The sequence below is a fragment of the Thalassovita mediterranea genome, assembly GCA_019448215.1.
In the GTDB taxonomy this organism is placed as follows: domain Bacteria; phylum Pseudomonadota; class Alphaproteobacteria; order Caulobacterales; family Hyphomonadaceae; genus Henriciella.
This window is the reverse complement of the sequence record CP080408.1, coordinates 1,302,966-1,329,583: the sequence shown is the minus strand read 5'-3', so window position 1 is coordinate 1,329,583 and position 26,618 is coordinate 1,302,966. Positions and strand designations below refer to the sequence as shown.

Below are 26,618 nucleotides of genomic sequence, written 5' to 3'. Positions count from 1 at the left end.
CAGGTGAGTTCATACGCTGAAAGATTAGCAAGCGACCCGCGATCACGCAGGGCGCCGGTCTTTTTCCTGATCCTGCTTATTCTCGCTTTCTACGCCTACGGGCGCTGGGCCATCGCGAACTATTATGACGCAGCCATCCCTCACTACGATTCTGTCGGCGCCTATCTGAGATACTTCACCGTTCTGGATGCTGTGCACCAGTACGGGCTAATACCGGCCATTCCATACGCCTTTGCTGACGCCCTCTCTCCGCTTCAATCCATCTTCACGCTTGCCTTCAGCCCCTTCCTCAGCAAGTCGATGTCGTCCTTCCACCTCTACAACACGCTATGCTTCATTCCGGCAGTGTTCGGGATGTATGCCGCCGCGCGCTCGTATCGCTGTTCGGCGGGCACGTCTTTGCTTTTCGTCTGCTTGCTCCTGGTGCCGGGCGGTTTGTACTACTGGGATCTGGGCGTCTTCGATCTTCGCCGTGACCCCGGCACCTATTTCCTGCTGATCGGCGCGCTCTTCTTCACCATCGCCTATTTCGCTGGAGAGGCGCCCACAAAGCGGCGGCGTGTTGCCTATGGTGTCTGCGCTGGTGCCACGACCGGCCTCTGCCTCCTGTCGCGCGACTCTGCTTTCGGCTTTATATTCGGTGTGATCGTGCTGCCCGCAATCGGGATGTGGCTCGCGAATTTTCGCAGGAAGCCTGTCCGCGAAAACTTTATCGACCTAGTCCCGGTCTTCGCGAGCTTTATCCCTTTCGTGTTCATCTGGGGACTGTTCGTCGACTCCATGCTGAACCGGGTGCTGAACCCCTACCTTTTCTATGGCGCGGGAAATGACGGTCAAACCACCCTGGTTGACAATGCAGCCATCACTTTCTTCCTGATTACCGACCTTGGGCACTCATACTATTGGGTGAGCTCCAAACTGGAGACCTTCAAGATCATGGTCGGTTTCGCCGCTCTCTTGGCCGGCATCTATTTTCTGTCCCGGAAAACGCCGCAAACTGACGTCAGGCCGTTGCCGCCGCAGCTGTCTGTGAAATCGAGAACGGTGACGCTGGTATCAATCTCGATCTTCATCGTCCTCTACGTGAATATATTCCTGGCCTTCGTTGTTGGCTGGATGTCGGTGAAGACCCGCTCGATCCTTGAGGTCGCAGCGCCTTATTACCCGTCAATGGCGGCCTTCCTTGTCGGTGGACTGCTCGTGCTGACCTTCCTGCCAAAAACCCAACGCATCCGCATCCAGGTCGCTAGCGCCCTGCTTGCCCTTACCCTCGTGGTCGTTGGCATGCATACGCGCTCTCAAACCCGTAAACCTAACTATCCGGACTGGTTCGTGACGGCCCACGAGGAGGTCGGGCAGATGCTCTCCGACACGACCGGCGAACCATATATCGTTGCCGAAATGGCGAACGACTTCCGCATGCCCGCCGTCCAGCTCTATGCCGTGCAGAATGGCGCAAAGCCACCGGAGCGGCTGTTCTATCAATTTGACGGGCGGTGGCACGACTTTGCCGTGGCGGGTCCTGAAGATCCGGCCATGAATGCCGGCTTCGAAGCTGCCATGGAGGAAGCTGTTCTCTGCCGCGCTGACTATATCCTCACCTTTGCAGATCTGGACAATTATCGGCTCGAGGGCCGGGCCGTCTATCTGCAGAGCAATGGTGCTGACGTGATGAACCGCATTGCGACGAAACTCGAAGACGCGCCAAAGACCTTCTTCGGCGATAACCCGCAAGCACCGTTCTTCCGCGTGATCGACAACCGCGCCAGGAGCGCCTGCGAAACAGCCAGCCAGGCGGGCTAGGCTTCACCCGCCGAGCGGATAGTCGGCGACCGGTTCGTAGATGCTCTTCTTCCCTTCGCGCGGGATGCTTTCGAAGAGATGGAAGCGGTCGGCCGTCCAGGGCCCTGCGCGAAGTACCTGCCAGCGTTCTGACCAGGCCATGGCCGCCTCAAGCGATACATTGTTGAGATAGGCGAGCGTGATGTGCGGCTTGAATGGTTTGGCATCGGGCGAAAGCCCGATCCGCGCCGCCGCCTTGCGGCAGTCGCTGGCAAGCTGGTCAAGGACCGGGCTTCGTTTCACAGTTGCGAACAGCGAGGACGGCTCCTTGCGGCCAAACCAGCCAACCCCCTCGATCTTTAGCTCAAATTGCGGCGGTGACAGCTCGCCAATCTCGGCGTCGAGCTCTTCGGCAAGTGGTTCGGACATCTCTCCGAAGAAACCGAGCGTGACGTGAAAGTGGCTGCGATCACGCCAGCGCGCGCCATCGACGCCCTTCTGCAGGGGCTCGAGGCGATCGGCGATATCGTCAGGGACGGGCAAGCCCGCAAACAGTCTGATCATCGCTCCAGCTGACAGCTAATCGCCGCCCTCAGCAAGAGCAGAGGGGCGCGGGACTAACCGGCGAGCTCGTCCAGCTTCCCGAAATGCTCTGCCAGAAGATAGTAGAAGGTCACACGCGACTTGTTTCCGCCTTCCGGCTTCAGCGTCTCGCAGACCTTGCCGATGGCAGCGTCGATTTCGGCATTCTTTTCCTTGAGGCCCAGCTTGGTGCGGCAATACTTGTCGCGCACCCGCTGCAGCTCATTCTCGTCAGAGCATGAAACCAGCGAAGAGTCCCGATTGCGCAGGGCGATACCAAGATGGCCGACAATTTTCTCTGCGGCCTTCTGGTTGTAGCCTTTTGCATATTTCTTGATGTTGTCAGCATACGCCGATGCGTCAGCCATCAGATGTCCCCCGATGAATATTTAGGTGTATCCCCACTGTCTCCCCGACAGTTGCCGTATGCTGCCGCTAGACATGCCGAAAGTCAAACTAGACTTGAGCCATTTTCCCCGGAGAGGCGTAAAATCAAGGCAACAGTCGAGGCCGATCACGAGTGTGTCAGCGCATCCGGTTTGCCTTGAACTCAGGGCGTGTTTCCCACATATTATCGGTAATCGGCATGAGAGTATGCCGGCCTTTCGAAAGAGGGATAAATGAACGACTTTAACTCATCTGTCGCCCGCGGCAGGACTATGGATGCCAGCATTGACCAAGGGCTTCGCACCTTCATGCTCGGTGTCTATCAGAAACTGACGCTCGGCATCGCGCTTTCCGGCGTGCTCGCCTTCGCGGCCGGCACCTGGGACCCGCTCACCGCGCTGATCTTTGGCACGCCATTCTACTACGTGGTGGCTTTTGCCCCGATCGCCCTGATCTTCGGCTCCATGTTCTTCATGAAGAATCCGTCGCCAACCGGATCGGCCATTCTGTACTGGGCAATCGTGACCTTCATTGGTCTTGGCCTCGGCGTTTACTTCTACATGGCTGAGTCGAACATCTCGACGCAGACCGCTGGCGGTATCTCGCAATCGCTCAACTACATGACGATCGCGAAAGCCTTCATGATCACGGCGTCGGCCTTTGGCGCGCTGACGCTCTGGGGCTACACGACCAAGCGTGACCTGTCGGCCATTGGCAGCTTTGCGATCATGGCTCTCTGGGCCCTGTTCGCGGTCTCCGTGGTCTACATGTTCCTTCCGATGCTCGGCATCATGGAAGCGTCTTCCGGCATGGAGTGGCTGATTTCGGGCGGCTTCGCCCTGCTCTCGGCTGTTCTGGTCGCCTGGCAGACACAGGAACTGAAGGAAGGCTATTACCAGCTTTCGCATGATGGCCGCAGCCTGGCCGTGATGACGAACTGGGGCGCCCTCAACTTCTTCATCATGTTCGTGAACATGTTCCGCTTTGTGTTGATGTTCCTCTCTTCACGCGAATAGAGCATCACGTCAAACCCAACTGACGAAAGCCCCGAAGCCACCGCTTCGGGGCTTTTTCATGTAAGGGGGCTGACAGCGGCTCCACCCTCGCCTTGACTCTGAACCGCGCCTGGTATGATCTCAGAACAGATCATGAACCAGCCGGAAGCGGGCGCGGCGATGGCCTATGACCCACATAACCCTTGCGCGAGCGATATCTGCCGCGGCGTCCTTCGTCTTTTCGGGGCGATGAACCTCGCTGGCGTAACGGAGATGACCCTCGCCAATGGCAGGCGTGCCGACGTGGCCGCCATTGGCCCCAAAGGCGAGATCGTGATCGTCGAGATCAAGAGCTCCGTCGCCGACTTTCGCGCGGACGGCAAGTGGCCCGACTACCGCCCCTTCTGCGACCGTTTCTATTTCGCGGTCAGCCATGGCTTTCCAAAGGATCTGATCCCGGACGAGACTGGCCTTATCGTGGCCGACGGGTTTGGCGGCGCGGTCCTGCGAGAACCAGAGCCAACGCCGCTTGCAGCCGCCCGGCGCAAGGCGATGACGCTACGCTTTGCACGCCTCGCAGCCCTTCGCGCCACGCAATATGTCCATCAACCCTTCACCCCGGAAGCCGCCAAATAGGTGGCAGGCGAGGCTGGACGCCCGAACACAGACTCCCTAGCTGACACGTTATGAGCCTTGCCTATCCCCTCGCCACCTCTGCAGACGCCGCCCTGAAGGCAGGCGGGGACGCCGCACGCACGCGCTATGAGGCCGAAAGCCTTGCCGGTGACACGCCAATCCTGTCGCTGGAGACAGAGTGGCTGAAACCGGATGCGGCTGATGTGCAGGGCCTGATCAAAGAAGCGGAATCCGGCGAGGCAAAGGGCTTCATCCAGATTTATGAGGATGCCGACGGCAAGCCGGTCCTTGCCGTCACCTACTGGAAGCTGAAACATGAGCGCACCGGCGAGGCTGCTGCCTCAGCCTCGAAGCCATCAGAGCCAGAGCCCGAAAGTCCACCGCCGCCGCCGAAACCGAAGAAACAGGCGACGGAAATCGACCACACCGATGACCTCTACTTCCGGCATGCGCGCAGCAAACGGGCCCGCAAGAGCAAACCTGCCGACCCGCGCCAGATGGACCTTTTCGTCAGCCCCGACCAGCGCGGCTACGAACACAAGGATCCAAACAATCCAAATACGATGCTGACCGATGAGGAAGGCGACGGCACCACTTTCGGGGGTTAGCCGCCAAACACCAGCTGCGTGATCATGGCCGCCAGCGCAGAAACCGCCATCACGACAAAGAAGACGATGCCGAGCATTCTGAGGCCCGGCTTCTCGCGGCTCGGCACACCGGCCCACCACGACCTGAAACTGTCATGCTTTTCCATGGCGCCCGCCTAGCAGGCGAACCTCAGGGCCGAAAGGCCAAAGTGTACCTTTTTTGCGGGTGATCAGGCGCTTGCTGGCTTGAAGGTCAGCGCGACGCCATTGTTGCAATAGCGAAGCCCCGTTGGCTGTGGCCCGTCCTCGAAGACATGCCCCTGATGGCCGAGGCAGCGGGCGCAGTGATACTCGGTCCGCGTATAGAACAGCTTGTTGTCGTCCTTGAAGCCGAGGCTACCCTCAATATAGCTCCAGAAGCTCGGCCAGCCGGTGCCGCTGTCATACTTCCATTCCGACTTGAACAGCGGCAGGTCGCAGCCCTTGCAGTGGAACGTGCCTTCGCGCTTCTCATCATCCAGCGGTGATGAGCCGGCGCGCTCTGTATCTTCCTTGCGGAGCACATTGAACGCATCGCGCGGCAGGCGCTCGCGCCATTCAGCTTCGGTAAGGTTGCGCCAGTCGGTATCGGCATACTGCGCCTCGGCGGCGCTCGGATTTTCGGCAGAGCTGCGCGCATTGGTGCACGCGGCGAGGAGGCCACCGGCAACGCTACTCAGCAGCAGACGGCGGCGCGACATGTTTGCGAAGACGTGTTTCATGATTGCGATATGGCGCTGAACAGCCCCGCGACCACTCACAAATGCGTGTGGAAAAGGTGAGAGCTGCGCAAAAAATGCCTGCAACGAAGGGTCGCTTTCGGCATCCACAGCCTTTAGAAGTCCGCCTTCAAATTAACCTCAACGTGCCGGAGCAGGTCATGGACGACGGAAAGCTGACAGACGCAGCGCGCGAAAAGCTGCGCCTCACGGTCGAGCGTATAGAGCGCCTCGAAGAAGAGAAAAAAGAAGTCGCTGACCAGATCAAGGATGTCTACGCTGAGGCAAAGGCCATGGGCTATGACACCAAGGCGCTCCGCCAGGTCGTGCGCCTGCGCAAGCAGGACCGCCAGGAGCGTGAAGAGGCCGAAGCCGTTCTCGAAACCTATCTGATCGCGCTCGGCGAGGTCTAACGACCCGTCTGGTTGAGACTTTTCGGCCAGTGTTCAGGCCGAGGGCCCAGCCCTATGGCCCTCGCAGGCAAGCGCCTCAGAATGGGCACCTTGTCCAGCAACCGGACAATCAGCGGCGCCTTGCCGGATGATTTGCCGCTGATGGCGGGCATGATCACGCGCTCATGCGCAAACACCTGTACGGCCTGCGTAATCTCTGCAGGCCATTCGCGCCGCTTTTGCACCTTTGCCAGCGTGGACCAGGACAGGCTGCCATCCTTCAGCGCCGGACCGATAATCCGCGCGGTCGCCACCGCATCCTGCAGCGCGAGATTGATGCCCACCCCGCCGACAGGCGACATGGCATGCGCCGCATCCCCGATCGCCAGCAGCCCGTCGCGCCACCATTTGCGCAGGCGGCTCACCTCGACGCGCAGCAGCTTTACATCCTCAAAGCTCTCGATGGCTTTCGCCGCACTGGCAAGGTCCGGCGCGATGGCCGCCACCTTATCGCGGAACGCGTCTATCCCCTGCTCGCGGACGCGCCCAAACCCGTCCTTCTCGATGACCAGCGCAACCTGCCAGTAGCTGCCGCGATTAAGGCTCACCAGAAAGCCGCCCTTCGCAATGTGGCCCAGCGATTCAGCTGGCGCCTCGCTCTCATCGCGCGGCAGGCGAAACCACAAGACGTCAATCGGTGCGCCCTGCTGGACCTGTTTCAGGCGGCCAGCCTCGCGCAGTGTGGAATCTCGCCCGTCGCAGGCGACCGTCAGCTTCGCGCGGATCTTGAACTCCTCGCCATCCTTGCTGGCGCAGATGCCCGTCACCTTGCCATCGCGCCCTGTGAGCCGCTCGGCCCGCGTCTCCATCATCAGCGTGAAGCCAGGCAGCTTGCGCGCCTCACTGGCCAGAAAGTCGAGGAAGTCCCATTGGGGCATGAAGGCGACGAACTTCGCCGCCGTCGGTAGATGGCTAAAATCGACCACCTGGTAGTGCCGTCCGCCCGCATTGAGGCCGATCTGCTCTGTCTTCTGGAAGTCCCGCTTCAGGAAAGCCTCGAGCAGGCCAAGTTCATGCAGCACCTGCATGGTGGAGGGATGGACCGTATCACCGCGAAAATCGCGCAGGAAATCCTTATGCTTCTCAACGACGACCACGTCGACACCCTGCCGGGCGAGCAGATAGCCCAGCATGATGCCGGCAGGCCCGCCGCCAGCAATACAGCATTCCGTTTCAATCACCTGCATGTGCCATCGCCCTGATCTTGGCGTTTCACCTGAACCGACCTAATGTCTCAGCTACTGATGTCACGCGAAATCGATGAGAGAAAGAAGCGCAAGGCGCTGCGCAAACTGCGCAAGGCGGCAGAGCTTGCCGAACGCGGCGAGGGCCCGCCCCTTTCTGATTGGGAACGTGAATTCCTGGAAGAAGTCGAGCAGCGTATTGAGACCTTCGGTTCTGCCTTCGCGGACCCTGAAAAAGGCAATCTCGAGGAGCCGATGTCGGCTCTCCAGACCCGCAAGCTGAAGGAAATCGATAAGAAGGCGCGCGGCAAGGACACCGGCTTCAAGACGCGCAAACCGCTTGGCTGGAAGAAGAAGCAGGACTTCACACCCCGCGTTCGCCAGCTCGACGATGACATCGCCGAAGAGCCAGCGCCGCCGCCTGAGACAAAGCCGGCACCCACACCGTTCAGCGTGATCCGCGGCAGCGAACTCGGCGAACCGCGCCCCAAGCGCACCCCGCGCAAGACACCGCCTGCAAAGCCTGCCGCCCAGTCCAGAAAGCCGGAGCGTGAGGCCAAGCCGGAGCCCGCCCCGAAACGGCCTGCCTTCCGCGTCATTCAGGGCGGCAAGGATGACGCCTGACCAGCAGGCGGCATGGGACCGCTTTCAGGCTGACACGGCAGATGCGCGCCAGCCCTATGACATCTTTGCCTTCGGGGACGGACCAGAACTCGCGGGCGAGCTTTTGGCGCTGGTGCTTGCGGGGACCAAACAGGCAACCGCGTCGCGCCTCAACCTCTACAAGACGATGGGCCTGCGCCCACCCGCACCCGGCGACCTTTCCCTCGTGCTCGACGGCGCGGGTCGCCCCGCCTGCGTGATAGAGACGACGCAGGTCGATATCGCGCCGTTCAGCGCCGCCACGGAAGAGTTCGCCTATGTAGAAGGCGAAGGCGACCGCTCGCTTGCCTACTGGCAGTCGGCCCACCTTTCATACTTCCACCGCGAATGCGCCCGCGAGGGCAGTTTCTTCTCACCGGACGAACCCATCGTCTTCGAACGCTTCCGGCTTATCTGGACTCCTGAAAAGCAATAGCAGGCCGACCACTGGCCTTCTGATGGAGCACAGGAATGAAAACCGTCGTCATCACAGGCGCCTCAACCGGCATTGGCCGCGCAGCCGCCGAACACCTCGCCGCTCAGGGCTGGAAAGTCTTTGCAGGCGTGCGCAAGCAGGAAGATGCCGACGCCCTGACCAAGGCGAACCCCGCCATCGAACCGCTCATGCTGGATGTCACAAAGCCTGAAGAGGTCGAAAAGGCCGCCGCGAAGGTCGCCGAAGCGCTGGGCGGGGCAAAACTGGCAGGCCTCGTCAACAATGCTGGTATCGCCAATATGGGCCCACTCGCGCTGCAGCCAGCCGATGAGTTCAAGGCCCATTTCGAGGTGAACGTCTTCGGCACGCTGAACGCCACGCAGGGCTTCCTGCCGCTGCTCGGCATGGACCGTAACCGGACCGGAGAGCCGGGCCGTATCGTCAACATCACTTCGCTCGGCGGACGCATCGCAGCCCCATTCCTTGGCGCCTACACTGCCACCAAGCACGCGGTTGAGAGCATGACAGACAGCTTCCGGCGGGAGCTGATCATCTATGGCATCGACGCCATCGCCATCGGCCCGGGCTCTGTGAAGACGCCGATCTGGGACAAGGCCGAAGACAAGAATGAAGGCCAGCCCTACGCCAATTCGGCATGGGCAGAGCCGATCTCCAGATTCTCCGACACGATGCTGAAGGGTGGGCGCGAAGGCCTGCCGCCAGAAAAGATCGCAAAAGTCATCGAGACCGCGCTGACCGATTCCAGCCCCAAGGCGCGCTACGCCCCCGTCCCGAACAAGTTCACAAACTGGACAATCCCGACCCACATCCCGAAACGCTGGCTCGACAGCATCTTTGCCAATCGTTTCGGCATGAAGAAGCCCGACTGACGCGAGAAGGCCTGACCGCGCGTCAGCATTCCAAGCGCCGCCCGCCCGTTCTAGGCTCTCCCGAAACAACAGACCAGGAGAAACGGATATGGGCGACCTCGTCACGCGCAAGGATGATAATGGGCTTTGCTGGCTTACGCTGAACCGGCCGGACAAGCTGAATGCGCTGACCGTCGACATGTTCAGGGAACTGCGCGCCCATGTCGGCGATCTCTACAAGGATGACAGCGTCGGCTGTGTCATCCTGAAGGGCGCGGGCAAATGCTTCTCTGCGGGCCACGACCTTGGCGACATCGCCGAAGGCGAAGCTGTGCCATCGCGAGGCTGGCATTCTGAAACGCTGCGCCTGATGGAAAAGCTGCCCAAGCCGGTCATCGCGGGCGTGCACGGCCACTGCTATACCGGCGCACTCGAGGTTGCCCTCGCCGCAGACTTCATCCTTGCGGCCCAGTCTGCCAAATTCGCGGATACGCATGCCAAATGGGCGCTCACCCCGATTTGGGGCATGAGCCAGCGCCTGCCGCGCCGCGTCGGTATCGCCACCGCCAAGCGCCTGATGTTCACCGCAGAGACGGTGAAGGCTGACGAAGCCATGCGTATGGGCCTCTGCGAAGCCATCTTTGCCGATGAGAGCTTTGAGGCGGACCTGGAAACCTTCGCGCGTCAGATCCTCGCAAACTCGCCCTTCAGCCATGCCGCCAACAAGCGCCTTCTTGAGGCGACTGACGCTGACAAGATGGATGCTGGCCTGCAATGGGAAATCCTGGAGAATGAAGGTGTCGGCCCTGACATGCAGGCGCGTATAGGTGCCTTCATGAAAAAGTAGCCCATCGCCTAGATGATCCAGAGCAGAACGCCGAGCAGAATCGTCCCCGTTCCGAACAGAAGCGTGATCGTCCCATACTCGATATGGGAAAGCGGCTCTGCCGTGTGCGCATCCATGCGCCGGGCAAGGCTGCAGGATTTTCGCCAGGCAAGGTAAAAGACGACGACCGCGATCAGGATGAAGACGCTGGCGCCCAGCTTGGCGACCCAGGTCGGCTCCACGGCGCGAAAGATCGCCTGAAAACCAAGGCCAAGCGCAGCCGAGGCAACGCCTGTGCGCATCCAGCCCGCGAACGTCCGCTCATTGGCGAGGATTGTGCGGTCTTCGGCGTAGTCAGTGCGTTCTTCAGCGAGTTCCTGCTTGCTGGGCATGTAAACCTAACCGCCCTGCGCCCCGATGGTTTCAGCCGCGAGGGTGCGCACCGGCGTGAACGGCCCGCAAACGCTCCGAATCAACGCCGGTATAGACTTGCGTCGTCGACAGGCTCGCATGGCCAAGCAGCGTCTGGATCGCGCGCAGATCCGCGCCCGCTGAAAGAAGGTGGGTCGCGAATGCATGGCGCAGGGCGTGTGGCGTTGCCGTTTCCGGCAGGCCCAGCGCACCGCGCAACACCTGAACGCCGCGCTGCACGATGGCGGGCTGCAGCCGCTTGCCGCGTACACCATAGAAAAGCGGAGTCTCGCCCGTCAGCCTGTACGGGCAAAGCCGCGCATATTCATCAATCGCGCGCCGCACTGCCGGGATAAGTGGCACCAGCCGCACCTTGCCTCCCTTGCCCACAATCCGCAGGCGTTCTGGCGCAGGCACCATGTCGCCATTGAGATCAAGTGCTTCAGAGATGCGAAGCCCCGACCCGTAAAGCAGCGTCAGCACGGCGGCGTCCCGCGCCGCCACCCACGGCTCCACCCCGCTCGCTTCCACCGTCTCGATCATGTCCCGCGCCGCGGCGACAGAGACCGGACGCGGCAGACGCGACTGGCGCTTTGGCCCTTTCAGGAAGGCAATCTCCGGATTTTCCATACCGTGATGATCATCGAGCCAGTGATAGAAGGTCTTTATCGCCGACAGCACCCGCGCCACCGACGTATCCGACAGCCCTTCACGTCTGCGCTTGGCAAGGAAGGCGCGAATGTCGCTGGCATGAAGGTGCCTGAACGCCTTGATCGCGACCGGCTCGCCCAGATGGTCCTCAAGGAAGTCAAAGAAACTGCGAAGGTCATGGCCATACGCCTCAACCGTATTCGCCGCGAGGCGGCGCTCACGCGCAATATGGTCCAGAAAGGCCGACAGGATTTCCATGAGGGTGGAGTGTCAGCGCGCAGGGTTAAGGGGGTATTGAGACCGCTAGAGGTTATAGCGCCGCTGGATGCTCGCCGCCGTCGAAATCAGGAAGACTGGCAGCGCAATCCAGCTGAACACCCGCACCCAGAATCCATAGAAAGCAGGCGTCAGGAAACGCGGCGTCCGCATTTCGGCAGGCTCGCTATCTACAGGAAAATAGGGTTGAACAATCTCCGGCACTCTGAATTCTGCTGGTGCCTGATCATGATACTCCCAGCGCGGCTCCGCGACGAGTGGTATGATCGGCACATGATTGGACGCGACCACCCGAATGACGTCCAGCGGCGACCAGTCTTCAGCCTCAGGACGGATGTCCCGGACAGCGCGCGTCTCCTGCTCGCCTAACTGAATGGCACTCGGCGCGATATTCGCCGGATTGCTTGCCAGCAGCACGCTAGGCACGAACAAAACAGTCCAGATCGCCATTAGCGGCCAGCTGCGCGTCCAGTATCCCGTCATGTTCCGGTGAAAGAAATCGACCAGCGCGTCGACCGGCACCCGGAAGGGCTTCGACCAGAGCGCATAATTGCTGCGCCTGCGCCGCGCCGCCTGCGCCCGCCCCGATATATGCAGCCTGTCCGCCGCGTTCTCATTGCCGCGCCTGCGCAACCAGCGTTCCGCCTCGCCATATACTCCCTGATCGAATTCGCTTCGTTTCAGGAGCTGGAAGAGCCGTTGGCCCTCATTCGATAGCGAATGTCCATCCTTGTCAGTAAAGGCCCACCGCCCGACCTGCAGCCCCTTGGGGTTGAGGCTCACCTTGTCCGGATTGCAGACAGTGATCTGCGTGAACTCGGCGCCCTGAAGGTCGATCCGGCCAACGCCCGTTGCCCCGCACCCGATCTTGAGCCGATCCCCCTTGGTCCCGAAGAGGTCGACGCTCGGCCGATCATTCTTCTTGATCTTCCCGCTCGGCGCCATGTCCAGAATGGTCAGCTCTGCACCGAATGATCCAAACCTCGCCTGCAGGCCGCCCTTGGCGTCAATGCCGCCCAGATTGGCATGCCCCTTCACATCGAGATCGTTTGCCTCGAACCGGTCGCAGACCACATGGAATTTTTTCGGCGCCCCATTCTCAAACCCGTCTATGGAGCAGGCCCTTATCGTACGCCCGACACTCACGGCGCTCAGTTCCAGCTCCTTGCCGCAATCGAAACCTGAGAGATCAATGTCGCCACCCACCGTCGCATGGGCGAGCCGTGTCTTGCCTGACACTCTGGTGACGAGGCTGTTCTTCTCGATCGTATCCGCTTGCGCCTTTGCTGCGAGCTTCTCGTCGAAACCGTAGAAGAGGTAGACGGACGGGTCGTGGCGGCAGATCAGGATACCATCCTCGAACTCACCTCCGATAAGAGAAAGATCGCCCTCGATCTGACAGCCGAACAGGTCGATGGAATGAGCTTTCAGCGGGTTCAGCATGATCGGCCCGCTCTCCATGGGGATGATCTCCCCGGAGCCGTCCTTTTCCCAGCAGAGCGCGCGAAACTGCATCCGCGAGAAGTCGCCTGTGATTGCCGTGACGCCGCCCTTGATCGACGCGCCGCAAAAGCGGGCATCTGACTTGACGGTTGCACCGCTCAGCGTGATCTGCCCGGTCACGACCGTGCGCCCGATGTCCTCATGGCTGTCGCCGTCCAGCATTTGCCCGATATAGGCGCCGCCAAGATCAAGCCGTCCACCAATCGTTGAGCCGCAGAGGCGGATGCCATTTCCGACACTGGCGTGTGACGCCTCAACGTCGCCTGCGACCTCAGCCGCCATGACGATCATGGCCCCCTCGACCTTTGCATTCAGGAAGGTCAAGGAGCGGCAGCTTGGCCTGATCTGCGTTCCGTCAGATTTTACTGCCCAGAACAACGAGAACTCGCCAATCGCGGCATCGGCAAACTCGATAGCACCGGTCTGGCTCACGAGGTTTGGCGCCAACGGCCTGATTTCTTGCTCGGTGCAGCCAATCCGGGCTCCATCAAGAACAACCCGCCCCCCAATGTCGGAGTGTTTGCCGTCGATACTGCCGCGGATGAGCGTTCGCGGAGCGGCGCCCGCTGCGTTCACATTGGAAGAAATCCTGGCAGAGTTGAAGCAGAAATTGGCGGACGCAACTTCCGGAATGCGGGAAGTTACCTTGTTTGTTTTTGGATCAAAGGCGGCTGCCTGGTCCTTCTCCTCGGCCTTGCCTGGATCAAGTGGCGCGAGGGCGAGGTTCACAAAACCAGTCTGAAGACCAGCCAGATCGATCTCGCCGGCAATCGATGCATTGTAGAGATCGACGCCGCCCCTGATCTGGAACTTTGGTTCACTTGCGCCGTCCTGAGAATATCTCAGGCTCAGCCCTTCATTCAGGACGGCCCCACGTGCATGCAGGCCCGCATCATAGCTTGAAGCGCCGCGAACATTATCCGCCACCGTCAGCCGCCCCATCTCTTCATAGGCCGTCAGCGAGGCGGCAAGACGCGGCTCCACCTTCAAATTCGACAGGTCTGCAACGCCTTTCACCTTGATGCCGGACAGGTTGAAGCCGCCATTCACCTCGGTGCCCGGCAGAACGAATTCATCTTCGATGAGGGCGCGGGAAAAGTCCGCGCCGAAAGGCGGATTGCCATCGCTGTCATCGGCCACAGATCCGCGGATCTCGAACAGGCCGCCAATGCGAAGGCGCCTCGACGTGACAAAGCGGGCATTGAGCTTGCTCGCCATCAGCCGCCCGGTCACCTCGACCCTGTCCAGCCTCAACCCCTTGGCAAAACGGCAGCCATTGAGGGCAAGCTCGCCGTCGATCATGACATTCTCAAATGTAACGGGACCACCAAATTCGAGCCCGCTCAGATCGACATCCCCACCAATCGAAAGATTGGCGATATGAAGCGCCTGCTCCGGCTGTCGCCCCGCAATGAATTGCTCAACGAAATCGGTGGCCGACAGATCCGACCGCGAGACATGATCCTCACGCACCAGGATGCCGGACGGTGACAGGAACCGCCAGCTGGAGATGTTGAGCGGCGCAATCGGGCGGTCTTCCAGCATCTCGATCGAGCCATTAGCGTAGACCCGGAAGCGCGCATTGAAGATAGCCGGCCCATACCAAAGCGAGGCAACCGCAATATCGCCGTTCCGCTGCTTGGTTTCAGGGTCGAAGCTTTTTTCGGTCACGCGCGGCTGCTCGAGGCTCACGCGGGTGAGATCAACCGGCTCCATCGACTGCTGGTGTTCGCGGGCTGCGCGTTCCCTGAATTCGCGTTCCTTGTCCTGCGGGGCTTCGCGCCACGCCTTGAGGTCTGCTTCGGTCAGTTCAAGCAGCGGTTCTGGCCAGCCTGTGTCACGGGCACGCACGGCGCACATCTGCTCGAACGTGCTGCCCTGGCGAAGCTCACCATCAACGCCAAACGCCAGGTCATCGACGCTGTCGAGGATCAGGAAAGGGCCCGCCTCGCCCGTCGTGAAGGTGCAAAAGAATTTGAGGTAGTCGACGACCTTTTCATCGGTCGTGAGCTGGATCAGCGGCTTGCCGCTACCAGCGAGCTTCAGCGAATTCGTCTGGTGCATGACGGTGCTTGAGCCGTCCAGATAGCGCGCCAGTTGCGGGCCCTTGATGTAGCAGAGATAGGCCCGCGCATAACGGTCGCCTGCGCGGATCGCATCCGGCGTCAGCGAAAGCCGGACAAGCCTGTAGCTTTGACCATCTCCGTAGAAGCTCAACGGATGGGTAGCTGCCTGAACGATCCGGTTTCGGGCCGCGAAATCCTGCAGCGCCTTCCTGTCAGCCGGTCGCTCCAGATCGTGCAGAAGTTCGCGCACAATCTCATCGGTGTCCGCTTCACTCCAGCGGCCATCATTCAGCAGCATAAGACCCCACCCTCAATTATTCTGGTCCAGCCCGCTCAACCCTAGAGATGGTCAGGCCCAAGTCCAGAACCTTCCCCTGGTTCGGGAATCACGGCCGCTGCCTGCTGCGCACCGGGCAGGATTGGCCGCTTTCTGCCGGGTGACGAAAAGAGAGGCTGCGACTACACCTCTTGGCGATGAAGATCGCCAGCATCCTCTTTCCGCTGCCGCTGCCTGAGCCGTTCGACTATGCCATTCCCGATGGCATGGATGTCGAACCCGGCAGCTATGTGCGCGCGCCGCTGGGCAAGATTGAGCGCACCGGCGTGGTGTGGGCCGTAAAGACCCGCGCCGAGGACGACACGCGTGACCTCAAACCCGTCATCGACGTCTACCCCGTCCCGGCCATGCCAGAGCCGATGCGTAAATTCGTGAGCTTTGCCGCCCGCTATAATGTCGCCCATCCCGGCCATGTACTCGCCATGGTGCTGCGGGCGCGCGGCGGTCTGAAGCCATCGCCCACCGCAACTGTGTATGTGCCCACGGGATATCGCTCGAACCGGATGACCGAAGCGCGGGTCAAAGTGCTCGACGCCGCCCGCGAAGCTGGCCCGACCAGCGCGGCAGAACTGGCAAGACAGGCAGGCGTCTCCCCCGGCGTGGTGAAAGGTCTCGTCGATATCGGCTCGCTTGAAGCGCGCGAGGTTGAAACGGACCTGCCTTACCCGCAGCCCACCCGCTTTGAGGGCGGCGAACATCTGACAGCCGAGCAAAAAACGGCGGGCGATGAGCTACGCCGCGCCATCGCAAAGGGCGGCTTCCAGCCCTTCCTCCTCGACGGTATCACGGGGTCCGGCAAGACAGAAGTCTATTTCGAAGCCATCGCCGAAGCTTTGCAGAAGGCCGACGATGCGCAGGTTCTCGTCCTCCTGCCGGAAATCGCCCTGACGCAGGCCGTGCTCGCCCGCTTTGAAGCCCGCTTCGGCGCGCCGCCCGCCCCCTGGCATTCGGGCCTGTCGGATGCTGAACGCCGCCGCACCTGGCGTGAGACCGCACATGGCCGCGCCCGCATCGTGATCGGCGCGCGCTCTGCGCTCTTCCTGCCTTTCCGCAATCTCAAACTCATCATCGTGGATGAGGAGCACGACACATCTTTCAAACAGGAAGACGGCGTCACCTATCATGCCCGCGACATGGGCGTGATGCGCGCAAAGCTCGAAGACGCTGCCATCGTTCTCGCCTCCGCGACGCCTGCGCTGGAGACAATGGTGAATGCCGAGGCTGGCCGCTACAAACGCCTCCGGCTCTCTGCCCGCCCTGGTGCGGCCCGCCTGCCGGATATCGAACTTGTCGACCTGCGTCTCAACCCGCCGGAAAAAGGCAACTGGCTCTCGCCAACGCTGTCTAATGCGCTTGTGTCTACATTTGAGGCGGGTGAGCAAAGCCTGCTTTTCCTGAACCGGCGCGGCTATGCCCCGCTCGTCATCTGCAAGGCCTGCGGGGAACGCCTCAAAAGCCCCGGCACCGAAAGCTGGCTGACCGAGCACCGCTACACCAATCGCCTCGTCTGCCACCTGACCGGCTGGTCGATGCCAAAGCCCGAAGCCTGCCCGATGTGCGGGGCAAAAGATTCGCTCATGGGCGTCGGCCCCGGGGTGGAGCGTGTCGCAGAAGAAGTCCGCGTCCTGCTGCCACAGGCGCGGGTCGAAATTTTCTCCTCGGACACGGCGCGTTCCGGCGAAGAGACGCGCGGCATTGTCGACCGGATGGCTGGCGGAGAGATAGACGTGCTGATCGGCACACAGATCGTCGCCAAGGGTCACAATTTCCCGAACCTCACCCTTGTCGGCGTGGTCGATGCCGATAGCGGCATGAAGGGCGGCGACCTTCGCGCTGGTGAGCGCACCTACCAGCTGCTGAGCCAGGTCGCAGGCCGCGCTGGGCGGGCCGAGCGCCCGGGACGCGCCCTCATCCAGACCTATGGGCCAGAAAACCCCGCCATGATCGCGCTAGCGGCAGGCGACCGTGACGGCTTCCTGCAGATCGAGCGGGATGTGCGCGCCGAGCTTATGCTACCGCCTTTCGGACGCATGGCAGCACTCGTCCTGTCGGCACCCACACCGCAACTCATCGAAGAAGCAGGCCGCCTGACGGGCGCCGCCGCGCCGAACGGTGAGGGCGTCACGGTCTATGGCCCCGCCCCTGCGCCAATTTCCCTGCTGCGCGGGCGCCACCGCATCCGCTTCCTCATCACCAGCCCGCGCGACGTGGATCTCTCGGCTTATATGGCGGCATGGTTAAAGGGGCTGAAGCTCCCGAACCCTGTGAGAATCTCTGCAGATATCGATCCGTATTCCTTCCTGTAGGCAGCCCGCGTGCCAATCGGTCGCAATTCAACCGCTGCAGCCACGTTGTCAGTGCCGAAACGAAGTGCTAAGCGCCCTCACAAGCATTGGGTCGGGGCATCGCCTGCCGGCCCAAACCCTTATGTTTCACTTCCGGGCATCCGCCCGCCAACAGACGGAATCCAAGGTCTTGGCCGCATCTTCCGCCTCCCATGCTAATGAAACTGCGCGCCGCTATGCGAGCGCTCTGTTCGATCTCGCCAAGGATAAAGGCGAGCTCGCGACGGTCGATTCCGACCTGAAGAGCCTCACCGCAATGGCCGCAGACAGTGAAGACCTTCGCCGTCTTCTTGAATCGCCTGCCTTCGCGCGCGAGGACAAGGCCAAAGCGCTTCAGGCGCTGGCCAGTGCTGCAAAGCTGTCCAAGCTCGTGTCGAACTTCCTTGCCACGATGGCGACGAATGGCCGGTCCAGCGACATCACCGGCGCTGCCAGCCATTTCGACCAGCTTTATGCAAAGCATCGCGGCGTGAAGCGGGCTGTCGCCCGTACCGCGGAAGAAATGACCGCAGAACAGCGCCAGAAGCTTGAAGCCATACTGGCAAAGGCTGTAGGCAGCGACGTCGAACTTGAGACAGAAGTGGTTCCAGCCCTTATCGGCGGCATCCAGCTGCGTGTCGGCTCCACTCTTGTCGATGCGAGCGTCGCCTCGAAACTTGAACGTATGAACACCGCCATGAAGGGAGCTTAGAGGCTCGATGGACATCAGCGCTGCAGAAATTTCAGGCATCCTGAAATCCCAGATCGAAAACTTTGGTGTCGAGGCTGAGGTCTCCGACGTTGGACAGGTCCTGTCCGTCGGTGACGGTATCGCCCGCGTCTATGGACTCGACAACGTACAAGCCGGTGAAACCGTCGAATTCGACGGCGGCGTGAAGGGCATGGCCCTCAACCTCGAAGCTGACAATGTCGGCGTCGTGATCTTCGGCGACGACCGCGGCATCAAGGAAGGCGACAACGTAAAGCGCCTGAACGAGATTGTTGCTGCACCAGTCGGCAAGGGTCTTCTCGGCCGCGTCGTGAACCCGCTGGGTGAGCCGATCGACGGCAAAGGCCCGATCGCAGACGTCGCAGACCGTAACCGCGTCGACGTGAAAGCCCCAGGCATTCTTCCGCGTAAATCGGTTCACGAGCCGATGATGACCGGCCTCAAGGCAATCGACGCCATGATCCCGGTTGGCCGCGGCCAGCGCGAGCTGATCATTGGTGACCGTCAGACCGGCAAGACCGCGATCTGTATCGACACCATCCTGAACCAGAAGCAGACCAACGATGCTGCGAAAGACGACAGCGAGAAGCTGTTCTGTGTCTATGTCGCCATCGGCCAGAAGCGCTCCACGGTTGCCCAGGTCGTCAAGACGCTCGAAGAGCGCGGCGCCCTCGACTACACCGTTATCGTGACCGCAACGGCTTCCGAGCCTGCTCCGCTCCAGTATCTTGCACCGTTCACCGGCTGCACGATCGGCGAGTGGTTCCGCGACAATGGCATGCACGCCCTGATCATCTATGATGACCTGTCCAAGCAGGCTGTTGCTTACCGTCAGATGTCCCTGCTTCTTCGTCGCCCACCGGGCCGCGAAGCTTACCCGGGCGACGTTTTCTATCTCCACTCCCGCCTGCTCGAGCGCGCAGCAAAGCTGAACGAGGACTACGGTTCCGGTTCGCTGACCGCCCTGCCGATCATTGAGACCCAGGCGAACGACGTGTCGGCCTACATCCCGACCAACGTCATCTCGATCACCGATGGTCAGATCTTCCTCGAGACCGACCTCTTCAACTCCGGTATCCGTCCGGCCGTGAACGTCGGCCTCTCGGTGTCGCGTGTGGGTTCTGCTGCACAGACCAAGGCGATGAAGAAAGTTGCTGGCTCGATGAAGGGTGAACTCGCCCAGTACCGCGAGATGGCCGCCTTCGCGAAGTTCGGTTCCGACCTCGACGCCGCAACCCAGCGCCTTCTCGGCCGTGGTGAGCGCCTCACCGAGCTCCTCAAGCAGCCGCAATTCTCGCCGCTGCAGATGGAAGAGCAGGTCGTCGTGATCTATGCCGGTACGCGCGGCTATCTCGACAAGGTTCCTGTCCGCGACGTGACGCGCTTCGAGAAGGAGCTTCTGGCCCACCTGCGCGGTGCCAAGAAGGACCTCCTCGCCAAGATCCGCAAGGACAAGGCGCTGACCGACGAGATCGAAGCCGAGATCAAATCGACCCTCGAAGACTTCACCAAGTCGTTCGCCTAAGACGCCACGCTATCAGGAGCTGAGCGATGCCCAGCCTCAAGGATCTGAAAAACCGGATCAACAGCGTGAAATCCACGCGGAAGATCACCAAGGCCATGCAGATGGTTGCAGCGGCCAAGCTGAAGCGTGCCCAGGATGCTGCGGCCGCCTCGCGTCCATACGCCCAGCGTATGGCCAGCGTTGTGGCAAACCTTGCAGGCTCCATGGGCGAAGGCTCCAGCGGCCCGAAACTTCTGTCCGGCACGGGCAGCGACCAGACCCATCTGGTCGTCGTCCTCACCTCTGAGCGCGGCCTCGCTGGCGGCTTCAACACCTATGTGGTGAAGGAAGCCCGCCGCCTGATCGCCGAGCTCGCCGGTGCTGGCAAGACCGTCAAGATCCTGACGGTCGGCAAGAAGGGCCGCGAACAGCTGAAGCGCGACTATAGCGAGCTTTTCGTCGGCCACCTCGACCTCTCTGACGTCAAGGGCAACGACTATTCCGAAGCCGGTATCGGCCTCGGCAAGGAAATCACCGGCCGTTTCGAGGCAGGTGAGTTCGACGTCGCCACCCTCGTCTACAGCCAGTTCAAGAATGTGCTCAGCCAGGTGCCCGTCGCCCAGCAGCTCATTCCTGCACAGGCCCCGGAAAACGCCGAGACAATCGATCTCAAGGGCGCGACCTATATCTATGAGCCGTCACAGGAAGAGATCCTCGAGACGCTCCTGCCGCGCTACATCAACACGCAGATCATCTCCGCCATGCTGGAAAGCGGCGCAGGTGAGCAGGCGGCCCGCATGACCGCTATGGACAATGCGACCCGCAATGCCGGTGAGATGATCGACGACCTGTCGATGGAATATAACCGGGCGCGTCAGGCCCAGATCACCAAGGAGCTGATCGAGATCATCTCCGGTGCGGAGGCCCTCTAAGGGGACGAGACGATGAATTTCTGGGTCTACGAACACTTTTCGAACAAGCGCGCACGGGTGCACGCGGCCGATTGCCGGTACTGCAATCACGGCCAGGGTGTCGGCGGCGACCAGACCAATGACGATGACAAGTGGCATGGGCCGTTCAAGACCTATGCCGAGGCAGAGACGACCGCACAGTCGCTCGGCCAGAAGGACACCCGCGACTGCGGCGTCTGCAAGCCTGCACAGGCAAGCGAGCGTCGCGGCATAAAGGTGTCCGATGTTGCCCCGGCCATCGCCGCGGCAGCCAAAAAGGATACTGCCCCTAAGCCGGCGGCAACCAAAAAGCCAGCTTCCACAAAGACCAAAACGACATCCGCTCCCAAGGAGACGCCTTCCATGAGCAGCTCTGCATCCGCCACGACTGGCAAGATTTCACAGGTTATCGGCGCCGTCGTCGACGTTGAGTTCGATGGCCACCTTCCAGACATCCTGAACGCTCTGGAAACCGACAATAATGGCAACCGCCTTGTCCTCGAGGTTGCCCAGCACCTCGGCGAGAACACGGTCCGCACCATCGCAATGGACTCCACCGAAGGCCTCGTTCGCGGTCACCCGGTGAAAGACCTTGGTGAGCCGATCCGCGTGCCGGTTGGTCCGGAAACGCTCGGCCGTATCATGAACGTCATCGGCGAGCCGATCGATGAGCGCGGCCCTGTCGAAACCAAGCAGCGCGCCCCGATCCACGCGCCAGCCCCTGAATTCGTCGACCAGTCCACCGAGGCTGAGATCCTCGTCACCGGCATCAAGGTCATCGACCTACTCTGCCCATACGCAAAAGGCGGCAAGATCGGCCTCTTCGGCGGCGCAGGCGTCGGCAAGACGGTTCTCATTCAGGAACTGATCAACAACATCGCAAAGCTGTTCGGCGGTTACTCTGTGTTCGCAGGTGTCGGCGAGCGTACGCGCGAAGGTAACGATCTCTATTACGAGATGATCGAATCCAACGTGATCAACCTCGAAGGCGACAGCCGCGTGACGCTGGTCTACGGCCAGATGAACGAGCCTCCTGGCGCCCGTGCCCGCGTCGCTCTGACCGGCCTCGCACAGGCCGAGTACTTCCGCGACCAGGAAGGCAAGGACGTCCTGTTCTTCGTCGACAACATCTTCCGCTTCACGCAGGCAGGCTCCGAGGTGTCCGCACTTCTTGGCCGTATTCCTTCCGCTGTGGGCTACCAGCCGACGCTGGCAACCGACATGGGCGCCCTGCAAGAGCGTATTACCTCCACCACCAAGGGTTCGATCACCTCGGTCCAGGCCATCTACGTTCCGGCTGACGACCTCACCGACCCTGCACCAGCGACCTCGTTCGCCCACCTTGACGCGACCACGGTTCTCAACCGCGCGATCTCGGAAAAGGGTATCTACCCGGCTGTTGACCCGCTCGACTCCACCTCGCGTATCCTCGACCCGATGGTCGTCGGCGAAGAGCACTACGAAGTTGCCCGCGGCGTGCAGGAAATCCTGCAGCGCTACAAGGAACTGCAGGACATCATCGCCATCCTCGGCATGGACGAGCTGTCTGAAGAAGACAAACTCGTCGTGGCCCGCGCCCGTAAGGTTGAGCGCTTCCTGTCGCAGCCATTCGACGTTGCTGAAGTCTTCACCGGTTCGCCTGGTGAGCAGGTCAAGCTCGAAGACACGATCAAGGGCTTCAAGGGCCTCATCGCTGGCGACTATGACCACCTGCCAGAGCAAGCCTTCTACATGGTCGGCGGCATGGACCAGGCCATGAAGAAAGCCGAAAAGATGATGGCAGACGCTTAAGCGTCCATCGAATCTCTATTGCTTTAAGCAGCCGCATCGGAAACGATGCGGCTGTTTTCTTTTGGGATCCTCGAAAATGAGACGTGTTCTGGTTGCGGGCCTTCTGGCGCTGGCGCCCTTCACCCTGCCTGCTACTGCCGTCCCACCCCCGCCGCCGCCTGCTCTGCCCGAAGGCACGCCGGAGACTGTCGACGGTTTCTACACGCCCGCCATGTACAGCGATTTCGTCGGCTGGCTCCAGGACGAGGCCGATGCTGCGATCACAGAGCGTCAGGCGCGCGACATCGCCAGACTTACAGGCCCCGCCTTCACACAGCTCCTCTCCCTTCGCATCCATGCTGACTGGTACTTCCGGGACGTTGCCGGTGGGCTGGAGCGCCTCTGCACCAGCCATCCCCGCGACTTTGACATCAATGTCGTAGGTTCGAACCATCTCACCCACGCCGAGATTGCAGAGCATTGCTACTGGCAGGTTCGCCTTATTGACGGGCCGCAGTCAGAACAGACCGCCCTGTCCTATCAGGGCGCCGCCTTCGACCCTGTCCGCGCCGCAGCACATTTGCGCGCGCAAGGCGTTTCGCCAGACGTCGAACTCTACAAGATCGATGTGGACTGGTCCGGCTACCAGAACGGTGACGCCTTCCGTACAAGCGGGCTCCGGACCCGCATCTGGACGAGCCGCACCTGTGACGCTTTCGCTCCGGCCCTCGCCAGGCTGGAATCGCTTGAGACTGGACCGGTCGACGTGCCAGGCTTCGGAAGCGAGACAGAGAAAGCTCACGGCATTCCGCATTCCTCGCGGCTAGAGGTCATCGTCTTCACTGTTCTTGGCGGCAATGATGCGAAGATCACCCTTCAGGGCAGCGCCGGTATGGCACGCTCAATCGTGACCATACTCGACGGTATTGTCGGCGGATGTGAGCCGGAATAGCGACGGCCAAGCTGTACACGTCATAACGGCCTTTCCAACTTTCAATTGAAGTCTACAGCCGCATCAGAAATGATGCGGCTGGTTTCGTTTGGGGGGGAAACGGTGAGCAATCGCGGCATGTTGAGGAAAAACGCCAAGGCTAGAGTTTCCATTATCTGTCTTCTTGCTGCCATCAGTCTGGGGGCTTGCGACAATAGCGAAAGTAGCCAGCGAAGCGCCGCGCCAGCCCCCAGAAACAGCCAACCATTCGCCGTAATGCAGGAACGTGCGGCTGATCTGGGCGCCTATAAGGACTGGATCGCATCATCCCTCGATACCTGTCTGAACTATCTGTCTGCCGACAATCCTGATCGCTTCATTTCTGACCCCGCCAATAGCAACCTTGAACCGGCCGGGTTCGACACGTTGCAATTGCGCAACGCGTTCACCCTCACGACGCGTGTGGCGGTGATCGGCGGCAGTACGCCTTTTGCGCAGCATGTTGAGGAAATAATGGTCCAGCCGGAGGTTCTGGACTTCAGCGACACCGCGCAGCAATTGGCCTCGGCCGACTCAGCTCCGGTACAGTTCGCCTTCGGTGACCAGTCCTGCGCGTCTCTTTATGCCGACGGTAACGATCGTGCGCAGATAACCGTGCCGGAAAATGCGATCTATGACTGGCTTGAGGATAAGGACAGGTCGTTCGACGCAAGCCGCCTATTTATCTGTGGGGCACATGAAGGTCAGAATTTTGAGGTCTTCCGCACTGGCTTTCGTCTTCGCGAAGCCGGACGTTGTAGCCCACTACACGGCATGTTGAAGTCATTCGAGTTTGGCGGGGACACCTACTCCATAACTTATGCCGCAAGCGAGACCGATAGCGCCTCTCCCCACTCCACGCTCTTCCTGCTCAGGCATTGAACGACGACAGGCCCTGCCAGCCCACCGCGACAGCAAGTCCCGGTAGACATTGGCGCTCAGACTTGTATTCAGGCCGCAGCAATTAACTCGGACGTACTTTCATGGCCAGCAAGCTGCACTTCTCTCTCGTTTCGCCCGCCAAGGAGCTTTTCTCTGGCGAGGTCGATCACGTGATCGCGCCCGGCACCGAGGGTGAGTTTGGCGTACTCGTCAATCACGCGCCTTTCATGACCACGCTGAAAAACGGCGTCGTCCGCGTTCTTGAAAACGACACGACCAAGATGCGCCTGTTCGTGCGCGGCGGCTTTGCCGATGTGACGCCAGCTGGACTCACCATCCTCGCCGAAGAAGCTGTGGACCTCTCCACCGTCGACACAGCCAAGGTCGATGCTGAGCTTGAAGAAGCCAAGAACAAACTGGCTGCCGAAGGCAAGGAAGGCCCGCACGCCGCAACGCTGAAGGCACAGGTCGACTATCTGAGCGACCTCAAATCAGCCATCGTCCACTAGAGACGTTTCGGCAATCCAGACTCAACAAGGCCGCCCCGAAACGGGCGGTCTTTGTGTATCTGCAGGTCTTATGTCATCCTCCCGCAACTCACGGGGAGACAAGATAATGAAAACCAGACACCTCGCCCTTATCGCGGGCGCTACCCTTCTGGCCACGGCCTGCGTCTCGCAGGACGAACGCGCCTACTACAAGGACGGCGCCTACATCGATGAAAGCGCGGGCTTCAAGGCGTTCGCCGACGCGGTGACCGCCCATTGCGCGCCCGCTATTGAAGGCAAGCAGAGCTTTGCTGAATTCGAGGTGAAGGGCGCAACACGCATTCGCCTCATCGATGACAACAAGATCCCGGTCGTCTCAAGCGACACCCTCCCTGTCTGGCAGCTTGCTGAAGGCCTCGTCCAGATGCAGCTCGACCCGTATGACCGCTGCGAAGTCATCGCCGTCGGGCTCCCCGCAGAAACGGCGCTGGAGGTTGCTGCAAACGCGGCAAAGGCCAACGGCTTCAGGGAAAGCGCGGCGAGCACAGCTGGCATGCGCCTCGTCTCTGGCCAGGGCACGGCGATTGAGTTCTCAGGACCGACAGAAGCCCAAACACCCGATGGCCGCACCTACACCAAGGTCACCGCCATCGTGACGCCCGGCGCCTAGAGCGTTTCCGACTTCGACGGAAACGCGGAGGCGTTCAAGGCGAGCCCGGCGCGAATGCGCTGCCCCCGCGGAGCCGCCCGCTTCAGCAGGCTCGCGTGAGCGGAAACAAACCGACGACCGATCCCGCTGAAAGCGGAATTGGTCTAGTCGGGATCTCAATCAGGCAAAAACCGCAATGGTCTGGCGGCCGATCATGAGCGGCTCGCCCCCGGCGTTCCAGAGGCGCATCGCTTGGCTGGAATAGCCGTCACGCGTCGCCTGCGCCTCATGGTGGACGAGGAACCAGCCTTCGGTCGTCGTGATCTCGTCGGTCAGGAATTCAGCCATCCATGTCATGGAGCTGATCGGGCCCGGCTCCACCATCATGGACATGGCCGCTGGCGGCGGTGCATCGGCAAGCGATAGCAGCGTCGTCGCATTATAGAGCGCACCCTCATCCTTGTGACGCAGCCATAGGGTTATGTCGCCGCGCTCGGCGCCGCTCACCGGCGGCTGCCCCTTGGCCAGACGCACATTGAAATTGTGCGCGAAGTTGGGGCGCCTGCCAGACCCGAAGAAGGACGGGTAGGCCTCTGGCCCGTCCACCTCAGGCTGTACGATCGACGACTTGTTGATCTGGGACGGGCGCTTGGCCCCGAAAGTGAAGATACAGCGCGCCATGACGCCGTCTTCGCTGACAAGGTCGGCATTGACGAAGGCAGACGACTTGCCGCGCCGCAGGACCGTCGGCGAGATAACCACCTTTCCGCCAACAGGGCCGACGAAGGCAACCTGCGCAGCGCGAACCGGCATGTCCGGTACAAGCTCCAGCGCCGCCTCAAGGCAGAGCGCCGCCGTCAGGCCGCCATAGGTCGTGCGGCCCTGCATCCAGTCGTCTGGGATCGCGGCTTCAATACGCCCGGCCTGGCCGCGTTGCAGCCCGGCAATCAGCTCACTGTACTGCACAGTGT

The 26,618-nt window shown here is 61.0% G+C and carries 27 protein-coding genes; 18 read left to right on the top strand and 9 right to left on the bottom strand.

Features of this window, described 5'->3' with window-relative positions:
- The first annotated feature begins 3 nt into the window (after positions 1-3).
- Positions 4-1,803, top strand: coding sequence for a hypothetical protein (locus KUV46_06550; protein ID QYJ02044.1), 1,800 nt, complete (start codon positions 4-6; stop codon positions 1,801-1,803).
- A 3-nt stretch (positions 1,804-1,806) separates the two neighbouring features.
- Here KUV46_06550 and thpR read toward each other — a convergent pair whose 3' ends face one another.
- Together thpR and KUV46_06540 are read right to left on the bottom strand one after the other, a co-directional pair.
- Positions 1,807-2,346: an RNA 2',3'-cyclic phosphodiesterase gene (gene thpR / locus KUV46_06545; GenBank protein ID QYJ02043.1), complete on the bottom strand. Its 540-nt coding sequence runs from the start codon at positions 2,344-2,346 to the stop codon at positions 1,807-1,809.
- Between the two features lie 53 nt (positions 2,347-2,399).
- On the bottom strand, positions 2,400-2,732 hold the full coding sequence (locus tag KUV46_06540) for a DUF2853 family protein (protein QYJ02042.1): 333 nt from the start codon (positions 2,730-2,732) through the stop codon (positions 2,400-2,402).
- 252 nt (positions 2,733-2,984) lie between these two features.
- On the opposite strand from KUV46_06540, the gene KUV46_06535 reads away from it, so the two are divergent.
- The 3 genes from KUV46_06535 to KUV46_06525 all read left to right on the top strand — a co-directional run bounded on the left by KUV46_06535 (position 2,985) and on the right by KUV46_06525 (position 4,990).
- Positions 2,985-3,767: a Bax inhibitor-1/YccA family protein gene (locus tag KUV46_06535; protein ID QYJ02041.1), complete on the top strand. Its 783-nt coding sequence runs from the start codon at positions 2,985-2,987 to the stop codon at positions 3,765-3,767.
- 159 nt (positions 3,768-3,926) lie between these two features.
- The gene (gene mmcB, locus KUV46_06530; protein QYJ02367.1) at positions 3,927-4,382 is read left to right on the top strand and encodes a DNA repair putative endonuclease MmcB; all 456 of its coding nucleotides are present in this window, start codon (positions 3,927-3,929) and stop codon (positions 4,380-4,382) included.
- A 50-nt stretch (positions 4,383-4,432) separates the two neighbouring features.
- Complete coding sequence (locus KUV46_06525; GenBank protein QYJ02040.1) at positions 4,433-4,990, top strand: hypothetical protein; 558 nt, start codon at positions 4,433-4,435, stop codon at positions 4,988-4,990.
- On the opposite strand, the gene KUV46_06520 is transcribed toward KUV46_06525, so the two are convergent.
- Both KUV46_06520 and msrB read right to left on the bottom strand, forming a co-directional pair.
- Positions 4,987-5,136 carry a hypothetical protein gene (locus KUV46_06520; GenBank protein QYJ02039.1) on the bottom strand — a complete coding sequence of 50 codons (150 nt, stop codon included), beginning with the start codon at positions 5,134-5,136 and terminating at the stop codon, positions 4,987-4,989. The genes KUV46_06525 and KUV46_06520 overlap by 4 nt on opposite strands.
- A 63-nt stretch (positions 5,137-5,199) precedes the next feature.
- Positions 5,200-5,709 (bottom strand): peptide-methionine (R)-S-oxide reductase MsrB, encoded by a 510-nt coding sequence (msrB, locus tag KUV46_06515; protein QYJ02366.1) that lies wholly within the window; start codon positions 5,707-5,709, stop codon positions 5,200-5,202.
- 179 nt (positions 5,710-5,888) lie between these two features.
- Between msrB and KUV46_06510 the strand changes: the two genes are divergently transcribed.
- Complete coding sequence (locus KUV46_06510) at positions 5,889-6,140, top strand: DUF2312 domain-containing protein (protein ID QYJ02038.1); 252 nt, start codon at positions 5,889-5,891, stop codon at positions 6,138-6,140.
- On the opposite strand, the gene KUV46_06505 is transcribed toward KUV46_06510, so the two are convergent.
- The gene (locus KUV46_06505; GenBank protein QYJ02037.1) at positions 6,137-7,366 is read right to left on the bottom strand and encodes an FAD-dependent oxidoreductase; all 1,230 of its coding nucleotides are present in this window, start codon (positions 7,364-7,366) and stop codon (positions 6,137-6,139) included. The two genes, KUV46_06510 and KUV46_06505, sit on opposite strands and share 4 nt — an antisense overlap.
- Before the next feature lie 42 nt (positions 7,367-7,408).
- Here KUV46_06505 and KUV46_06500 point away from each other — a divergent pair, with 42 nt between their 5' ends.
- The 4 genes from KUV46_06500 to KUV46_06485 all read left to right on the top strand — a co-directional run bounded on the left by KUV46_06500 (position 7,409) and on the right by KUV46_06485 (position 10,157).
- On the top strand, positions 7,409-7,987 hold the full coding sequence (locus KUV46_06500; protein ID QYJ02036.1) for a hypothetical protein: 579 nt from the start codon (positions 7,409-7,411) through the stop codon (positions 7,985-7,987).
- On the top strand, positions 7,977-8,441 hold the full coding sequence (locus KUV46_06495; protein ID QYJ02035.1) for an ASCH domain-containing protein: 465 nt from the start codon (positions 7,977-7,979) through the stop codon (positions 8,439-8,441). The genes KUV46_06500 and KUV46_06495 overlap by 11 nt, the downstream gene beginning before the upstream one ends.
- A 35-nt stretch (positions 8,442-8,476) precedes the next feature.
- Positions 8,477-9,331: an SDR family NAD(P)-dependent oxidoreductase gene (locus KUV46_06490; GenBank protein QYJ02034.1), complete on the top strand. Its 855-nt coding sequence runs from the start codon at positions 8,477-8,479 to the stop codon at positions 9,329-9,331.
- 88 nt (positions 9,332-9,419) lie between these two features.
- Positions 9,420-10,157 (top strand): enoyl-CoA hydratase/isomerase family protein, encoded by a 738-nt coding sequence (locus KUV46_06485; GenBank protein ID QYJ02033.1) that lies wholly within the window; start codon positions 9,420-9,422, stop codon positions 10,155-10,157.
- Positions 10,158-10,165: 8 nt separating this feature from the next.
- Here the strand turns inward: KUV46_06485 and KUV46_06480 are convergent, their stop codons facing one another.
- The 3 genes from KUV46_06480 to KUV46_06470 are packed head-to-tail and all read right to left on the bottom strand — an operon-like array spanning position 10,166 to position 15,341.
- The gene (locus KUV46_06480; GenBank protein ID QYJ02032.1) at positions 10,166-10,528 is read right to left on the bottom strand and encodes a DUF202 domain-containing protein; all 363 of its coding nucleotides are present in this window, start codon (positions 10,526-10,528) and stop codon (positions 10,166-10,168) included.
- Between the two features lie 31 nt (positions 10,529-10,559).
- On the bottom strand, positions 10,560-11,456 hold the full coding sequence (locus tag KUV46_06475) for a tyrosine recombinase XerC (protein QYJ02031.1): 897 nt from the start codon (positions 11,454-11,456) through the stop codon (positions 10,560-10,562).
- Between the two features lie 45 nt (positions 11,457-11,501).
- Positions 11,502-15,341 carry a hypothetical protein gene (locus tag KUV46_06470; protein ID QYJ02030.1) on the bottom strand — a complete coding sequence of 1,280 codons (3,840 nt, stop codon included), beginning with the start codon at positions 15,339-15,341 and terminating at the stop codon, positions 11,502-11,504.
- Positions 15,342-15,511: 170 nt separating this feature from the next.
- Between KUV46_06470 and KUV46_06465 the strand changes: the two genes are divergently transcribed.
- The 9 genes from KUV46_06465 to KUV46_06425 all read left to right on the top strand — a co-directional run bounded on the left by KUV46_06465 (position 15,512) and on the right by KUV46_06425 (position 25,668).
- On the top strand, positions 15,512-17,686 hold the full coding sequence (locus KUV46_06465) for a primosomal protein N' (GenBank protein ID QYJ02029.1): 2,175 nt from the start codon (positions 15,512-15,514) through the stop codon (positions 17,684-17,686).
- Positions 17,687-17,855: 169 nt separating this feature from the next.
- The gene (gene atpH, locus KUV46_06460; GenBank protein QYJ02028.1) at positions 17,856-18,416 is read left to right on the top strand and encodes an ATP synthase F1 subunit delta; all 561 of its coding nucleotides are present in this window, start codon (positions 17,856-17,858) and stop codon (positions 18,414-18,416) included.
- Positions 18,417-18,423: 7 nt separating this feature from the next.
- Positions 18,424-19,959 (top strand): F0F1 ATP synthase subunit alpha, encoded by a 1,536-nt coding sequence (atpA, locus tag KUV46_06455; GenBank protein QYJ02027.1) that lies wholly within the window; start codon positions 18,424-18,426, stop codon positions 19,957-19,959.
- Between the two features lie 26 nt (positions 19,960-19,985).
- The gene (locus tag KUV46_06450) at positions 19,986-20,870 is read left to right on the top strand and encodes a F0F1 ATP synthase subunit gamma (GenBank protein ID QYJ02026.1); all 885 of its coding nucleotides are present in this window, start codon (positions 19,986-19,988) and stop codon (positions 20,868-20,870) included.
- Positions 20,871-21,251: 381 nt separating this feature from the next.
- On the top strand, positions 21,252-22,679 hold the full coding sequence (gene atpD / locus KUV46_06445) for a F0F1 ATP synthase subunit beta (GenBank protein ID QYJ02365.1): 1,428 nt from the start codon (positions 21,252-21,254) through the stop codon (positions 22,677-22,679).
- Positions 22,680-22,755: 76 nt separating this feature from the next.
- Positions 22,756-23,610 (top strand): hypothetical protein, encoded by an 855-nt coding sequence (locus KUV46_06440; protein QYJ02025.1) that lies wholly within the window; start codon positions 22,756-22,758, stop codon positions 23,608-23,610.
- A gap of 102 nt (positions 23,611-23,712) precedes the next feature.
- The gene (locus KUV46_06435; protein QYJ02024.1) at positions 23,713-24,510 is read left to right on the top strand and encodes a hypothetical protein; all 798 of its coding nucleotides are present in this window, start codon (positions 23,713-23,715) and stop codon (positions 24,508-24,510) included.
- Positions 24,511-24,611: 101 nt separating this feature from the next.
- Complete coding sequence (locus KUV46_06430; protein QYJ02023.1) at positions 24,612-25,019, top strand: F0F1 ATP synthase subunit epsilon; 408 nt, start codon at positions 24,612-24,614, stop codon at positions 25,017-25,019.
- 106 nt (positions 25,020-25,125) lie between these two features.
- Positions 25,126-25,668, top strand: coding sequence for a hypothetical protein (locus tag KUV46_06425; protein QYJ02022.1), 543 nt, complete (start codon positions 25,126-25,128; stop codon positions 25,666-25,668).
- A 159-nt stretch (positions 25,669-25,827) separates the two neighbouring features.
- Here the strand turns inward: KUV46_06425 and KUV46_06420 are convergent, their stop codons facing one another.
- A complete protein-coding gene (locus KUV46_06420; protein QYJ02021.1) occupies positions 25,828-26,613 on the bottom strand; it encodes a thioesterase family protein in 786 nt (261 codons plus the stop codon).
- Between the last annotated feature and the right edge of the window lie 5 nt (positions 26,614-26,618).

Coding starts and splice junctions, on each gene's coding strand:
- atpD (QYJ02365.1), top strand. CDS start 21,252: ATGAGCAGCTCTGCATCCGCCACGACTGGCAAGATTTCACAGGTTATC.
- KUV46_06485 (QYJ02033.1), top strand. CDS start 9,420: ATGGGCGACCTCGTCACGCGCAAGGATGATAATGGGCTTTGCTGGCTT.
- thpR (QYJ02043.1), bottom strand. CDS start 2,346: ATGATCAGACTGTTTGCGGGCTTGCCCGTCCCTGACGATATCGCCGAT.
- mmcB (QYJ02367.1), top strand. CDS start 3,927: ATGGCCTATGACCCACATAACCCTTGCGCGAGCGATATCTGCCGCGGC.
- KUV46_06430 (QYJ02023.1), top strand. CDS start 24,612: ATGGCCAGCAAGCTGCACTTCTCTCTCGTTTCGCCCGCCAAGGAGCTT.
- KUV46_06480 (QYJ02032.1), bottom strand. CDS start 10,528: ATGCCCAGCAAGCAGGAACTCGCTGAAGAACGCACTGACTACGCCGAA.
- KUV46_06490 (QYJ02034.1), top strand. CDS start 8,477: ATGAAAACCGTCGTCATCACAGGCGCCTCAACCGGCATTGGCCGCGCA.
- KUV46_06475 (QYJ02031.1), bottom strand. CDS start 11,456: ATGGAAATCCTGTCGGCCTTTCTGGACCATATTGCGCGTGAGCGCCGC.
- KUV46_06440 (QYJ02025.1), top strand. CDS start 22,756: ATGAGACGTGTTCTGGTTGCGGGCCTTCTGGCGCTGGCGCCCTTCACC.
- KUV46_06425 (QYJ02022.1), top strand. CDS start 25,126: ATGAAAACCAGACACCTCGCCCTTATCGCGGGCGCTACCCTTCTGGCC.
- KUV46_06450 (QYJ02026.1), top strand. CDS start 19,986: ATGCCCAGCCTCAAGGATCTGAAAAACCGGATCAACAGCGTGAAATCC.
- KUV46_06470 (QYJ02030.1), bottom strand. CDS start 15,341: ATGCTGCTGAATGATGGCCGCTGGAGTGAAGCGGACACCGATGAGATT.
- KUV46_06500 (QYJ02036.1), top strand. CDS start 7,409: ATGTCTCAGCTACTGATGTCACGCGAAATCGATGAGAGAAAGAAGCGC.
- KUV46_06510 (QYJ02038.1), top strand. CDS start 5,889: ATGGACGACGGAAAGCTGACAGACGCAGCGCGCGAAAAGCTGCGCCTC.
- KUV46_06540 (QYJ02042.1), bottom strand. CDS start 2,732: ATGGCTGACGCATCGGCGTATGCTGACAACATCAAGAAATATGCAAAA.
- msrB (QYJ02366.1), bottom strand. CDS start 5,709: ATGTCGCGCCGCCGTCTGCTGCTGAGTAGCGTTGCCGGTGGCCTCCTC.
- KUV46_06505 (QYJ02037.1), bottom strand. CDS start 7,366: ATGCAGGTGATTGAAACGGAATGCTGTATTGCTGGCGGCGGGCCTGCC.
- KUV46_06520 (QYJ02039.1), bottom strand. CDS start 5,136: ATGGAAAAGCATGACAGTTTCAGGTCGTGGTGGGCCGGTGTGCCGAGC.
- KUV46_06535 (QYJ02041.1), top strand. CDS start 2,985: ATGAACGACTTTAACTCATCTGTCGCCCGCGGCAGGACTATGGATGCC.
- atpA (QYJ02027.1), top strand. CDS start 18,424: ATGGACATCAGCGCTGCAGAAATTTCAGGCATCCTGAAATCCCAGATC.
- KUV46_06495 (QYJ02035.1), top strand. CDS start 7,977: ATGACGCCTGACCAGCAGGCGGCATGGGACCGCTTTCAGGCTGACACG.
- KUV46_06525 (QYJ02040.1), top strand. CDS start 4,433: ATGAGCCTTGCCTATCCCCTCGCCACCTCTGCAGACGCCGCCCTGAAG.